The sequence below is a fragment of the Streptomyces sp. IBSBF 2435 genome, assembly GCF_036815005.1.
Lineage (GTDB): Bacteria > Actinomycetota > Actinomycetes > Streptomycetales > Streptomycetaceae > Actinacidiphila.
On the sequence record NZ_JAJSYW010000046.1, the window covers coordinates 17,899 to 31,639 of the forward strand.

The window sequence follows — 13,741 nt, forward strand, 5'->3', positions numbered from 1 at the left end:
GCGCGCGGCCGGCGGTGGCCGGTCAGTCCTTGACCGCGCCGCTGGTGACACCGGCGGCGACGTAGCGCTGTGCGACGACGAGCAGCACGGCCGCGGGCAGGGACGCGATGATCCCGGTGGCCATCACGCTGTTCCAGTCGCTCAGGTGCGCGCCGATGAAGCGGTAGATGCCGACGGTGACCGGCGCCCGGTCGTCCCTGGTGGTCAGGGTGACCGCGAAGAGGAAGTCGGCCCAGGCGAAGAGGAACGAGAACAGGCTCGCGGTGACCACGGCGTTCCGGCTGACCGGCAGGATCACCGACAGCAGGGTGTGCAGCCTCGACGCCCCGTCGAGCACCGCGGCCTCGCTCAGCTCGGCCGGCACCCCGCGCATCGCCGCCTGGAGGACCAGCACCGCGAACGGCACGCACAGCGTCGAGTCGGCGAGGATCAGGGCCAGCGGCGAGTCGAGCAGGTGCAGCTTGCCGGCCGCGGTGTAGAAGGAGTTGGCCATCACCACGCCGGGGATCATCTGGGCGATCAGGAAGGCGAAGGTCAGCAGCCGCCCGCCGGGAGCCCGCAGCTGGGCCAGCCCGTAGGCGGCGGGCACCGCGATCAGCAGCACCAGTACGACGGTGCCGGCCGACACGCCGAGGCTGACCAGCAGGTGGCTGCCCTGGCTGGACAGCGCCCTGCGGTAGCCCTGGAGGGTGCCGTGCAGCGGGATCCAGGTCGGCGAGCTCTTGACCAGGTCGGCGGACGGCAGCAGCGAGGCGTCCAGCATCCAGTACAGCGGGAAGAGCATCACCGCGAGGATCAGCAGCGCGACCGCGGTGTACGCTCCCCCGGCTCCTCGCCCGCCGCCGCGCGGGGCGGTGGTCCGGCCGGTCCGCCGGTTCGCCGCGGCCCTCATCGGCCGGCCTGCCGCTGCTCGCGGGTGGCACGCAGATAGACCACGGCGAAGACCACCGCGACCACGATGAGCAGATTGCCCACGGCCGCACCGCGGCCGAACTCCAGCTGCTGGAAGGACAGGTTGTACGCGAAGGTGGTCAGCGTCTGCGAGGAGCCCGCGGGACCGCCCTGGGTGAGGATCATGATCACGTCGAAGACCTTGAGGGTGTAGATCAGGCCGAGGGTGAGCACCACGGCGGTGACCGGCCGCAGCAGCGGCAGGGTGATGTGCCGGAAGCGCTGCCATCCGCCCGCGCCGTCCAGCGCCGCGGCCTCGTACAGCTCGCCGGGGATGCTCTGCAGACCGCCGTAGAGGATGACCATGTTGAACGGGATGCCGACCCAGATGTTGACCAGCGTCACGGCGGTCAGCGCGTCATGGGTGCTGGCCAGCCAGGGCACCGGGCGGCCGATCAGGTGGAGTTGCAGCAGGGCGTGGTTGAGCACTCCCGAGTCGGTGTCGAGGATCCACCGCCAGGCGGTGCCCGACACCACCAGGGGCAGCAGCCACGGCACCAGCAGCAGCGAGCGCAGCGGGCCGCCGAGCGGGAACCTCCGGTTGAAGAACACCGCGAGCGCCAGCCCGAGGGCGAACTGGAAGACCAGCGAACCGGCGGTGAAGACAACGGTGTTGAGCACCGTGCGGCCGAAGTGGCTGTCGTGGAAGACCTTGCTGTAGTTGTCCCAGCCGACGTAGGGCGCCACACCGGTGTAGAACGACGAGACGGTGTAGTCCTGGAAGCCCATGCGGATGCTGCTGGCCAGGGGGTAGAGGTAGAAGCCGGCGACGTAGAGCCACGCGGGGGCCACGAAGGCGACGGCCGCCCAGCGGGCTCGCGCGGGTCCGCGGCTGCGCCCGCCGGGTGCGGCGGCGGCCGCGGTCACCGCGGCCGGCCTGCCCTGAACGGTGGTGGACATGGTGCGCTTCCCGTCTGGTACGTGATCGGGGTCGGGGCCGCGGTCAGTTCCGCGCCGCGCTCTGGGCCTGGGACAGCGCCTTCTCGGGGCTGGTGCCGCCGGCCAGTGCCGCCTGGATGGCGTCGGCGAGGGCCTGGCTGACCTTGGGGTAGCCGGTGCCCAGCTCGCTGGTCCTGGCCTTCGCGGTGCCGACCTCCTGCACGAAGGCGTCCAGCTGCCGGTCACTGGCGGCCAGTTGCGCGGCGGCCCGCTGATTGCTCGGGATGTAGCCGGCGTCCTTGGACCATGTGGCGCTCTCGTCGTGGCCGAGCAGGCACTTGACCACGGTGACGGCCTTGGCCTCGCGGGCGGCATTGCTGTGCCCGACGGTCCAGACCTCGCCGCCCAGCGGGGTGACGGGCTTGGCGCCGGGGCCGGGGATCGGGATGGGGACGACGCCGAAGTGCAGCTTCTTGTCGGCGTTCAGGGTCGGCAGCTGCCAGGGGCCGTTGACCATCATCGCGGCGTTCCCCGCCATGAACTGGTCGTTGACGTCGGCCTGGGTCCAGGTCACCACGGACTTGGACGCGGAACCCGAGCCGACCAGGTCCTTCCACAAGGTGAGCGCCTGTACCGCCTGCGGGGAGTCCAGCGCTTTCAGGCTCGCGCCCGCGGTCCAGAAGAACGGCTCGAACTGGAAGGTGCCCTCCTCGGTGCCGACCGCGCTGAAGGCCACGCCGTGGCGGGAGCCGTGGGTCAGCTTCCTGGCGTCAGCGGTCAGCTCGTCCCAGGTGGTGGGCGGCTTGAGGCCCGCCTGGGTGAACAGGTCGGTGTTGTAGTAGAGCGCCAGGCCGTTGACGCCGGGCGCTATGCCGTACGTCTGGCCCTGGTACTGCCCGGCCTGCACGATCGACGGGTAGAGGCCGTCGGTGCTCAGCCCGGCCTTGGACAGCGACACCAGGCCGCCGGTGGCAGCGAGCTGCTGCAGGTCGGGGTTGTCGATCAGGGCCAGGTCGGGCAGGGTGCGGGCGGACGCCTGCTGGAGCAGCTTCGGCATGAACTGGGCGCGCGGCACCTGCTGGTGCTTGATCTTCACCCCGGTCCTGGCGGCGCACTCGCCGAGGATCTGCGGCAGCTGGGTGTTCTGCGGCGCCGCGTCGTAGTAGTCGATCTCGGTGAGGGTGTCCGGCGCGCCGGCGGAACCGCCGGAGCCCGAGCCGGTGCCGCAGGCGGCCAGCGTGAGCGCCCCGGCGGCGGCGAGTGCGGCCAGCGTGCCGGGTCTTGCGGCCGGGCGGAGCAGGCGGGACGTACGAAGCAAGCGGCTCATGATGACGTGCCTTTCACGGTTCGGTACTGAGCTGTGGTCAAGGAGCCCGGCGGCGGCGGGTACTGAGGAGCTGCGGTGACAGTTGCGCCGCCGGGCATTCGAATCAATTCGACAGTGGCGACGGAGCGGCCCGGCTCGCGCCGTGGACCGGGCCCGCCCGACGCCCGTTCAGGTACGGCCCCGCCGGGGGCCGTCGCCGGCGAAGCCGCGCCGCGGCCCGGTGCTCGCCCGGATCTTCAGGGTCGGCGCCAGCAGCGTCTCGGCCGGCAGCTCCTCCCCCTCGATCCGCCGGGCGAGGCTGCGGACCGCGGCCCTGGCCAGTTCTTCCGCGGGCAGCGACACCGAGGTCAGCGGCGGATCGCACCGCTCGGCCTCGTCGTCGGGGCAGATCGCGATGAGCGAGATGTCGTCGGGCACCCGGTGGCCGAGCCCGGCCAGCCGGTCCCTGACCAGCGGCAGGACCCGCTCGTTGTAGACGATCAGCGCGGTCAGTCCCGGCTGCCTGGCCAGCAGGTCGTCCAGCGCGCTGACCACCCCGGCGGGCGTCGGGTCGCAGGCCGCCCACACGGTGCGCTGACCGCGGGACTCCAGCGCGGCCAGTACGGATTCCCTGGCGTGCACGGCGTAGGCGACGTCCCGGCCGAACGCCTCGGGCGGCTGCCCGAGGTAGCCGACCTCGGTGTGGCCCGAGTCGTGCAGGTGGTCCGCGCACGCCCTGGCGGCCAGCGCGAAGTCGAAGTCCACCCGGGGCAGCCCGTGCGGCTCATCGGGGGTGCCGACCAGCACCGCGGGGCACTTGAGCCGGGTGAGCAGCGGAATCCGCGGATCGTGCCGCTGCACCTCCATCAGCATCACCCCGTCGACCAGGGCGCTGGCGACCGCGTCCCTGATCGCCGCCTCCCCGTCGTCGTCGGTGAGCATCAGCACCTTCAGGCCGCTGTCCTGGGCGGCGGTCAGGGCCGCCCAGACGTACGGCATCTGCACCTGGTTGTGCGGGCCGTGCACCATCGGCAGCGCCATGGCGATCACTCCGGTGCGGCGGGTACGGATCGACCGCGCCCCGGCGTGCGGCCGGAAGCCGAGGGCCGCGATGCTGCCCTCGACCCGCTTGATGGTCTCCGGCGAGATGGTGCGGTTGCCGCTGAGCACATACGACACCGTGCTGCGCGACACACCCGCGTGCCGCGCGACATCCGCAATCGTCACCGTCATTGACCGACCCCGTCGTCACCGTTGAACCGCCGAGCTGTGGAGCTGTTGTAGCACCGAGCCGCCGGGCTGCCGGACCGCCGACTGCCCCGCCCCGCCTCGCCTCGCTGAGGTGTTGGGCCGCCGGACCGCCGGACATCGCACTGTCGAACTGATTCGACGGGCTCGAATGGCCGTGAAACTAACACGCCCGCAGGGCGCCCACAAGGGATCGCGCACAACAGCCAGGACCGGCGGTATTCCGCCGCCGGTCCTGGTGCACCACCGCTGCCGGGGGTCAGGCGCCGCTGGTGGCCGAGGTCGACTCGGGAGGCGCGGTCTGCGACAGCGGGGTCGCGATGTCCTCCAACGACCTGCCCGCCGCCTTGACCGCGAGGAAGGCCGCGACGATACCGGCCGCGCACATCAGCGACGCGCCGATCACGAAGGCGGTCACGGTGTCGCCGACCACGCCCGACTTGGTCAGGTCCGCGAAGACCAGCGGGCCGCTGATGCCGCCCGCGGCGGTTCCTATGGCGTAGAAGAACGCGATGGCCATCGCCCGGGTCTCCATCGGGAAGATCTCCGAGACGGTCAGATACGCGCTGCTCGCTCCGGCGGAGGCGAAGAACAGCACCGCGCACCAGCAGGCCGTCATCGTCGTGGCGTCCAGCGAACCGCGGTTGAACAGCCACGCGGTGCCGAAGAGCAGCAGGCCCGACAGCAGATAGGTGGACGAGATCATGATGCGCCGGCCCACAGTGTCGAAGAGCCTGCCGAGCAGCAGCGGGCCCATGAAGTTGCCCGCCGCGATCACCGCGAAGTAATAGCCGGTCTTCCCGGTCGACACGTCGAAGAACGTGGTCAGGATGTTGCCGAAGCCGAAGGTGATGGCGTTGTAGAGGAACGCCTGGCCGATGAAGAGCGACAGGCTCAGCACCGCACGCCGGGGATAGCGCGTGAAGACCGTTCTGGCGATGAGGCCGAAGCCGACACTGGCCCGCTGGTGAATGGTGATCTTCGTCTTCGGGCTGGGCAGCTTCTCCTGCTTCTCCTCCTCGATCTCCTTCTCCACCGAGCCGACCAGCTCGTTCGCCTCGTCGCCGTGGCCGTGGATGAACTGCCAGCGCGGGCTCTCCGGCACATGGCGGCGGACCAGCATGATCACCAGGCCGAGCACCACGCCGAGGGCGAAGGTGAGCCGCCAGCCGACGTCCTGGGGGAAGATACTGGTATTGAGCGCCACGATCGAGAGCAGCGAGCCGCCGATCGCGCCCAGCCAGTAGCTGCCGTTGATGATCAGGTCGACGCGGCCGCGGAAGCGGGACGGGATCAGCTCGTCGATGGCGGAGTTGATGGCCGCGTATTCACCGCCGATACCGAAGCCGGTCAGGAAGCGGAAGGTGAAGAACCACCAGGGCTGGAAGGACAGCGCGGTCATCGCGGTGGCGCTCAGGTACACCGCGAGGGTGATCATGAAGAGCTTCTTGCGGCCGTAGCGGTCGGTCAGCCAGCCGAAGAACAGCGCGCCCGTGCAGGCGCCCGCCACGTAGAGCGCGGCGGCGATACCGGTGATCTGGGCGGCGGTGACGGCCAGGCCGCTGCCGTCCTCGGCGATCCGCCCGGCGATGTTGCCGACGGTCGTCACTTCCAGACCGTCGAGGATCCACACCGTGCCGAGCCCGATCACGATCATCCAGTGCCATCTCGACCATGGCAGTCGGTCCAGGCGTGCGGGCACATCAGTGGTGATGGTGTCGCCGGCCGCCGCAGCGGGTCCGGCCGCGGATCCGGCCATCGAAGATCACCTCCATCTCGCAGTGTCACATCGGTCGGCGCTTCCCGCGCGGCTGCCACGCCCGGCATGTCCTGCCGGGCACGATGGTGCGTCAGACCCGCCGTCCCTCGGCGGGTACGTATGTCCCGTACGCCCGTGGGTACGCCCACCGGGAGCCGTCCATGTGCAGCCCCGCGCCCCGCGGGAGAACTCCGGAGAATCTGCCGCGCGGTGTACATCCGGGTGCTTCCCGATCGTCGTAGGGGTGACCGGGGAAAACCCGGCAAGGACACAGACGAGGAGACGCGCCATGAAGTACCTGCTGCTGATCTGCAGTGAGACCGCCGACGGCTTCCCCGACGCCGCGCCCGGGGACCTGGACGCCGAGCCGTGGGTCGAGGAGATGACCCGCAGGGGCGTACGGCTGGACGGCAGCAGGACCCGTCCGGCGGAGGACGCCACGACCGTACGGGTCAGGAACGGGGCCCAGCTGCTCACCGACGGGCCGTACGCCGAGACCAAGGAGCAGATGGCCGGCTTCGACATCATCGACTGCGCCGACCTGGACGAGGCCGTCGAGATCGCGGCCAAGCACCCGGTCGCGAAGTTCGGCATGGTCGAGGTGCGGCCGTTCTGGACGGAGTGAGCCGCCGGTGCGCGACGCGGTGAAGGAAGCCGTCGCCACGGCCTGGTCCCAGGAGTGGGGCCGGGTCGTGGCGGCGGTGATCCGGCAGACCGGGGACTGGGACCTGGCAGAGGAGTGCGCGCAGGACGCCTTCGAGCGGGCACTCGAACGCTGGCCGCGGGACGGCGTGCCGCGCCGCCCCGGCGCCTGGCTGACCACCACGGCACGCAACCGGGCGCTCGACCGGCTGCGCAGGGCCGCCAACGAGAGCGTCAAGCTGCGCGAGGCGGCCCGGCTCGCCCCCGAGCCGCCGGACGCCGCGCCGCCGGACGAGGTGCTGCCCGATGACCGGCTGCGGCTGATCTTCACCTGCTGCCACCCGGCGCTCCCGCTGCCCGCGCAGGTCGCGCTGACGCTGCGCACCCTGACCGGGCTGAGCACCGCCGAGATCGCCCGCGCCTTCCTGGTGGCCGAGGGCACGATGGCGCAGCGGCTGACCCGGGCCAAGAACAAGATCGGGAACGCCGGCATCCCCTTCCGGGTGCCGCCGCCCGAACTGCTGCCCGAGCGCACCACGGCGGTGCTCGCCGTCCTCTACCTGCTCTTCAACGCCGGTTACGCGCCGGGGGCCGCGGGCCCCGACCAGCGCCGGGTCACCGCGGAGGCGATCCGGCTGGCCCGGCTGCTGGCGGAGTTGCTGCCCGGCGAGCCGGAGGCGGCCGGGCTGCTGGCGCTGATGCTGCTGCACGACGCGCGGTACGCGGCCAGGACCGACGCGGCCGGCGATCTGGTGCCGCTGGAGGCGCAGGACCGCAGCCGCTGGGACCGGCGCGGTATCGCCGAGGGCACCGCCGTCCTGGAGGCGGCGCTCACCGCCCGGCGCCCCGGCCCTTACCAGGTGCAGGCCGCGATCGCGGCCTGCCACACGCAGGCCGCCGACGCGGCGGACACCGACTGGCCGCAGATCGCGCTGCTGTACGGCGAGTTGGCACGCATGGCGCCGGGTCCTGTGGTGGAGCTGAACCGGGCGGTGGCGGTCGCGATGGCGGAAGGCCCGCGGACCGGGCTCGCCCTGGTCGACGCGCTCGCCGAGGCCGGCGAGCTGTCCGGCTACCACCTGCTCCCCGCCACCCGGGCCGACCTGCTGCGGCGCCTCGACCGCCCCCGGGAAGCGGAGTCCGCCTACCGCGAGGCCCTGTCCCTGGCGCCGACCGAGGCGGAGCGCCGCTACCTGGCTCGCCGCCTGGCCGAGGTCTCCCACCCCTGACCCTCGCGGGTCCGGCGCCCCCGGGGGGGATGGGTGCCACCTGCGGCGCCGTTCACGCCTGCGGTGCGTTTCGGCTGAGCGCGCCGTTCCCCGCGCCCCTTGGCGGTGCCGGCTTCCGCGGAGGGCAAGCCATCAGGGGCGCGGGGAACGGCGCGGCCACCCACGACGGAGGTGAGGCCGCATCGCCACCGCAAGGGGCAACCCCGTGGGGCGCCGGGAACGGCGCGGCCAGCCACGACGCGCCGCACGTGCGAACCGCCACCGCAAGGGGCAGCCCCATGAGGCCGCGGAGAACGGCGCGCCGGGCCATGGCGCGCCGTCAAACCGCCAACCGCGGCGGAGCCGCTATGTGCAGGGGACCCCGTTGACGGCGAAGCCGCTCGGCGCCGCGTTGCTCGCGGTGTACGTGCCCGTGAAGCCGGGATCCACCGTGCCGCCCGGCGCGATCGTCGGGGCGTACGACGGATTGGTCACCGTGACCTTCTGACCGCTCTGGGCGAACGTCCCGTTCCAGCCGCTGCCGACCTTCTGGTCGCCGCCGAAAGTGAAGGTCAGCGTCCAGCCGTTGAGCGCCGCACTGCCGGTGTTCGTGACCAGGACGTCCGCCTGGAAGCCGCCCGACCAGGCGTTGGTCACCTTGTAGACGGCCGTGCAGGCGGCACCGCCGCCTGGCGGCGTCGTGCCGGTCGTCGTGATCACCGAGACCGCGGCCGACGCCGCGGACACGCTGCCCGCCGTGTCGACCGCCTTCACGGTGAAGGCGTACGCCGTGCCCGCCGTCAGCCCGCTCACGACGAGGCTGGTGGCGGTGGTGGTCCCGGCGAGTACGGGTCCCGTGCCCCGGTTCGCGTACACCTGGTAGCCGGCCAGCGGCAGGCTGCCAGGCGTGGCGGCCGGCCAGGTCAGGGTGACCGAGGTGCCGGTGACCGCCGACGCCGTGGGGGTGCCGGGAGCGCCCGGCGGGGTCGCCGGCGGGTCGGTGGTGCCCGAGCCGCTGGGCGCGGTGCCCCACACCGCGCCGGAGCCGTCGTAGAGGACCATGTCGTTGACGGTGACCGGGGTGGAGCCCGGCACCGTGGACACGCCCTGGTAGGACCAGTCCCGGGTCGGGTCGTGCGGCCCGGGGAAGGTCAGCCGGAACTGCACCTCGCGGTGGAACTGCGACTGCCCGGCGGGGGCGATGTCCTGGCCCTCGCAACTGACCGTCACGTAGTAGACGTTGCCGGACAGCAGCGTCGGACCGGTCGGTGCCAGGCACTGGTTGTAGGCCGAGGTCACGGTGACCTGCGAGGGGCTGGTGCCGGCGTCGAGGGTGAAGTAGTAGCGGAAGCTGCCGTGGGTGAGGTGACGGGCCGGCCAGCCCGACTTGTTGACCACCTGCGCCTTGATCTCGTAGAAGTTCGTGCCCGCCGCGTTGACCGAGGCCTGGAGGAATTCCTCGGGGCCGTCCGGGGTCTCCTTCGGCGGGAAGTTCGCCAGCGGTGTGCCGCCGTAGTCGTCGGTGAGGGCGGCGAGCGCGCCGGAGAAGCCCGCGTTGTAGTCCAGCGCGCCTTCGGTCTCACCGTAGTTGGAGCGCTCGTCGGAGAAGCCGTCGTCCGCGGAGCCGGGGCCGCCGACCAGCAGGCCGTAGTCGAGGTGCCGGGTCGCGGCGGGCTCGGTCATCGACTGCGACCAGGAGCCGTGCGCGGCCCTGCTGTGCGGATTCTGGGGCCACTTGGTGTTCTTGCCCGAGTTGGTGAAGCCGATCTCGTAGCTCTCCTTGGCCGGGTTGTCGCCGAGGACGTAGTCGATCTGCCGCGCGCCGAAGTCGTGGTAGGTCTGCGCCTTGGCGGCGTCCTTGCCCTGCGAGCCCAGCCAGTCGGCGAACTGCAATGCCACGTACGCGGTGTTGGACGAGTAGCGCAGGGAGCCCCAGGTGTCGAGGAAGGCCTCGCCGCCGGGCGAGTAGGCCACCTTCTGGCCGTTCACCCCGGTGGTCCACCAGTCGAGCCAGCGCTCGGCGTCGCCGACGTAGGTCTGCTTGCCGGTGAGTTCGGCGAGCAGCACGTAGTCGCCGTAGGACTTGTCGTCCCAGGCGAGCGTCCAGTTGTACTCGGGCGTCGTGGTCTGCTGCATCTTGGGCAGCTGGGTGTAGTACGTCTCCGCCTTGGCCAGATACGTGCTGTCGCCGGTGGCGCGGTAGAGCCACAGCGCGCCCCACACCAGCTCGTCCCAGTAGCCGCTCCACGAGTTGTAGTAGCCCTGGGCTGCGGTGATGCACTTGTCGTACGTGCCGCGGTAGGTGTCGGCGAAGGTGTAGAGCTGCTTGGCGTTGGTCAGCAGGGTGGCGGAGTACGCGGGGTCGCTCGCCTTGAAGACCATGGACGAGGAGGCGAGTGCCGCGGCGGCCTCACCCGCCAGGTCGGAGCCCGGGCAGGAGGCGTCGATCTTGAAGGAGGGCCGCGGTTCCGGGTTGGCCTCGGGCGGACCCCAGAAGGAGTGGTCGCTGCCGCCGTCACCCACCTGGCCGTAGAGCACGTTGGCGGACGGGTGCGCCTTGAGGAGCCAGTCGTCGCCCCAGCGCAGATTCCGCAGCAGATAGCTGCTCTGGCCGCTCTTGGTGTAGCCGGCGGCCTCGTCGATGCCGCCCCAGCCGAGCATCGTCATCGAGAAGGCCATCGGGAAGCCGAACTTCACCTCGTCCCCGGCGTCGTGGTAGCCGCCGGTCAGGTCGATCCCGGCGTCGGCGCCGTCGGTGAGGTCGGAGTCGCCGCGCCAGGAGACGCGGTTGTCGGCCGGCAGCTTGCCGGAGCGCTGCGACTCGTAGAAGAGCATCGAGTCCTGGAGCGCCTCGGCGTAGTTGTAGCCGCCGGCCGCGGCGGGTGCGGCGGCCGGGGTGGCGGCGCGGGCCGCGGGGGCGCCCGCGGTGGCCGCCATCACCAGGGGCAGCAGGGCGGCGACCGCGGTCACCGCCGCGGCCCGGACGCGGCGGACGGCCCGCGCGGGCGGTGTTCGGAATATGGGCACGCGTCCTCCTGGGAGGGCGATGGTCGTGGTGGGGGGACCGCGCCCGCAGGCGGACGGTCGGCCCACCGGGACCCGGTGTCCGCCCGCCCGCCCATGGGAGCGCTCCCACATGCTCACCCCAGGCCATGCGCAGCGTCAAGCACCGTGCGTAGGGCGGTGGGTACGGCTCGCGCACGCGTCACGTACCGGCTCACGCGCGGGCCGGCTCCGAGGTGCGCGACAGGGCCGACAGGGGGCATCCTGATGCACTCACGAGGGTTTCTTTTCTTCACATGAGATGACTGGTGTCTCGGGTGGCAGGAAGAAAGAGAGACACAACCGCTGTTTCCGGCCCTTCCCGGACGACCGATGAGGTGTGAGGTCCCGCCGTGCGCCAGCCGACCCGTTCCCCCGCCGCCCCGCGACCGTATCGCGCGCAGTCCCGTACCGGATCGCGCGGTGGCCCCCGCGGCGTCCGCGGCGCCGGGCTCGTGCTCGGCCTGCTGGCGACCGCCACCGCGGGCCTGACCGCGTGCGGTGACGACAGCTCGACGTCCTCGGGCAGCAGCAGCTCCGCGGTCGCCCCCCGCTCCTCCGCCGCGACCACCCCCGGTACGCCCACCGGCACCACCGCGTCGGCCTCCCCCACCGCCTCGCACGCGACGGCCGCGCCGCCGGCCACCAAGCCGGCCAGCGCCACGCCGGCCAGCTGCGTGGACCGGGCGGCTGCCGGAATGAGCCAGGCCCAGCGGGTCGGCCAGCTGTTCATGAGCGCGGTCAGCACCTCCGGCATGACGGGCGCCCAGTCCGCCGCGATCACCGGCGGCCGGGTGGGCTCGGTCTTCCTGATGGGCCATTCGACCGCGGGCACCGCCGCGATCAAGAGGGTCACCGACCAGGTGAGGAAGCTGGCGCCCTCGGTGAAGGGCGCCACGGTCAGGATGCTGATCTCCACCGACCAGGAGGGCGGCCAGGTCCAGGTGCTCGGCGGTCCCGGCTTCAGCACCATCCCGACGGCGGTCCAGCAGGGGCGTTTGTCCGCGGGCACCCTGCAGAAGGACGCGAAGACCTGGGGACAGCAGCTGAAGGCCGCAGGCGTGACGATGAACCTCGCGCCGGTCGCCGACACCGTCCCGCCGAGCCTGGTGAACGTCAACGCCCCCATCGGCAAATTGCAGCGGGAGTACGGCACCAGCCCCTCGACGGTGGCCACCCACAGCACCGCCTTCCTGCGCGGCATGCTCCAGGCCGGCGTCATCCCCACCGCCAAGCACTTCCCCGGCCTCGGCCGGGTGACCGGCAACACCGACTTCAGCGCCGGTGTCACCGACTCCACGACCACCCGTACCGACCCGTATCTGGAGCCGTTCCGCAGCGCGATCAAGGCGGGAACACCCTTTGTGATGGTGTCCTCCGCGATCTACTCCCGGATCGACCCCGGCACCCAGGCGGCCTTCTCCTCCGCGGTGATGCGCGACCTGCTGCGCAACTCGCTCGGCTTCAAGGGCGCGATCATCTCCGACGACCTCGGCGCGGCGGCAGCGGTCAGCGACCACACGCCCGCCCAGCGGGCGGTGGACTTCCTCAAGGCGGGCGGCAATGTGGTGCTCACCGTCAAGCCGAGCGACATCGCGCCGATGACCGCCGCGGTACTCAGCCGGATGCCCCAGGACGCGGCCCTGCGCAGCGCGGTGACCGACAGCCTGCGGCGGGTGCTGACCGCCAAGCACAACGCGGGGCTGCTGACCTGCTGAGCCGGGCTCAGTCAGTTCGGTCCGCAACTCCTTCTCCAGGGCGCGGATCTGCCGGCTCAGCGCGGGCTGGGCGATGAGCAGGTCCTCGGCGGCGCGGCTGAAGCGCAGGTGTTCCGCGACGGCGACGAAGCAGCGCAGCTTGCGCAGGTCGAGATCCATTGCGGCCACCGTATCGGGGGTCGGGACGGGTGGCTCGCGGGTTCAGGAGTCGCGTATTCGCCGTGGCCGTCGGGCGATCGGCCCCGGCCCCGGCCCCGGTCACCTTCGGCAGAGCTGAGCGTCAGGCCGGCGGCCGGGTGAGTTTGGCTGCCACGGCGTCGAGGACCCAGTCCAGGCCGGTCGCGAAGGATGCCTCGGCGTCCACGTCCGTACCGTCGTACACGGCCTTGGCCAGTGCAGGGAACCGGCCGGTGGCCAGCATCCTCGTCACATGCGGGCCGGAGGCGCGCTGCCAGTCGTGCTTGGACAGGCCCGTGGCGCGCTCGGCCCGCACGTTCGCGATCTCGCGCCTGATCGCGCCGGTGAAGTAGGCGCTGACCGTCTCCACAGCGCGCATGGCGGTGTCGATGTCGGCGAGGCCTTCGAGGGCGGCCAGCGTGGCCTCGGCCACGGCGAGGCTGTTGGGGCCCAGGGCCGGGCGCCCGCCGAGCAGGTCGGCCAGCCATTCGTGGCGGAGGGCGGCCTGCCTGGTGCGGAGGGCGAGGACGCGCAGCGCCTCCCGCCAGTCGCCGGGCCGCTCCTCGGGGAGGATCTCGGCCTGAACCTCGTCCACCATGAGGTCGAACAGCTCCTGTTTGGTGGAGATGTATCCGTACAGCCGCATCGGGCCGGCGTTCAGCCGGGCGGCGACCTTGCGCAGCGACACCGCCTCCAGACCGCCCTGGTCGGCCAGCGCGATGGCGGCGGCGACGATCCGCTCCTGATCGAGCGGCACGGGGCGAGCCGGCGGCTCCGGCCGGTCCCACACAGTCATGTGTCACACCGTTCT

At 71.9% G+C, this 13,741-nt stretch carries 10 protein-coding genes and 1 pseudogene; 3 read left to right on the forward strand and 8 right to left on the reverse strand.

Features of this window, described 5'->3' with window-relative positions; translation table 11 throughout:
- Window positions 1-22 precede the first annotated feature (22 nt).
- The 5 genes from V7E46_RS11960 to V7E46_RS11980 all read right to left on the reverse strand — a co-directional run bounded on the left by V7E46_RS11960 (window position 23) and on the right by V7E46_RS11980 (window position 6,143).
- Complete coding sequence (locus V7E46_RS11960; protein WP_333768422.1) at window positions 23-784, reverse strand: carbohydrate ABC transporter permease; 762 nt, start codon at window positions 782-784, stop codon at window positions 23-25.
- A 104-nt stretch (window positions 785-888) separates the two neighbouring features.
- Entirely contained in the window at window positions 889-1,851 is a 963-nt protein-coding gene (locus V7E46_RS11965; protein ID WP_333768399.1) for a carbohydrate ABC transporter permease, read from the reverse strand.
- A 43-nt stretch (window positions 1,852-1,894) separates the two neighbouring features.
- Window positions 1,895-3,157, reverse strand: a complete 1,263-nt coding sequence (locus tag V7E46_RS11970; protein WP_333768400.1) for an ABC transporter substrate-binding protein — start codon at window positions 3,155-3,157, stop codon at window positions 1,895-1,897.
- Window positions 3,158-3,325: 168 nt separating this feature from the next.
- Entirely contained in the window at window positions 3,326-4,369 is a 1,044-nt protein-coding gene (locus V7E46_RS11975; protein WP_333768401.1) for a LacI family DNA-binding transcriptional regulator, read from the reverse strand.
- 274 nt (window positions 4,370-4,643) lie between these two features.
- Window positions 4,644-6,143: an MFS transporter gene (locus tag V7E46_RS11980; RefSeq protein WP_333768402.1), complete on the reverse strand. Its 1,500-nt coding sequence runs from the start codon at window positions 6,141-6,143 to the stop codon at window positions 4,644-4,646.
- A gap of 289 nt (window positions 6,144-6,432) precedes the next feature.
- Here V7E46_RS11980 and V7E46_RS11985 point away from each other — a divergent pair, with 289 nt between their 5' ends.
- Both V7E46_RS11985 and V7E46_RS11990 read left to right on the forward strand, forming a co-directional pair.
- A complete protein-coding gene (locus V7E46_RS11985) occupies window positions 6,433-6,768 on the forward strand; it encodes a YciI family protein (protein ID WP_333768403.1) in 336 nt (111 codons plus the stop codon).
- Between the two features lie 7 nt (window positions 6,769-6,775).
- On the forward strand, window positions 6,776-8,014 hold the full coding sequence (locus tag V7E46_RS11990) for an RNA polymerase sigma factor (protein WP_333768404.1): 1,239 nt from the start codon (window positions 6,776-6,778) through the stop codon (window positions 8,012-8,014).
- Between the two features lie 345 nt (window positions 8,015-8,359).
- On the opposite strand, the gene V7E46_RS11995 is transcribed toward V7E46_RS11990, so the two are convergent.
- On the reverse strand, window positions 8,360-11,020 hold the full coding sequence (locus V7E46_RS11995) for a glycoside hydrolase family 9 protein (RefSeq protein WP_333768405.1): 2,661 nt from the start codon (window positions 11,018-11,020) through the stop codon (window positions 8,360-8,362).
- Between the two features lie 368 nt (window positions 11,021-11,388).
- On the opposite strand from V7E46_RS11995, the gene V7E46_RS12000 reads away from it, so the two are divergent.
- The gene (locus V7E46_RS12000; protein ID WP_333768406.1) at window positions 11,389-12,753 is read left to right on the forward strand and encodes a glycoside hydrolase family 3 N-terminal domain-containing protein; all 1,365 of its coding nucleotides are present in this window, start codon (window positions 11,389-11,391) and stop codon (window positions 12,751-12,753) included.
- 12 nt (window positions 12,754-12,765) lie between these two features.
- On the opposite strand, the pseudogene V7E46_RS12005 reads toward V7E46_RS12000, so the two are convergent.
- Window positions 12,766-12,912 (reverse strand): annotated as a pseudogene (locus V7E46_RS12005) (helix-turn-helix domain-containing protein); the annotation flags it as partial.
- 121 nt (window positions 12,913-13,033) lie between these two features.
- Complete coding sequence (locus tag V7E46_RS12010; protein WP_333768407.1) at window positions 13,034-13,726, reverse strand: TetR/AcrR family transcriptional regulator; 693 nt, start codon at window positions 13,724-13,726, stop codon at window positions 13,034-13,036.
- Window positions 13,727-13,741 lie beyond the last annotated feature (15 nt).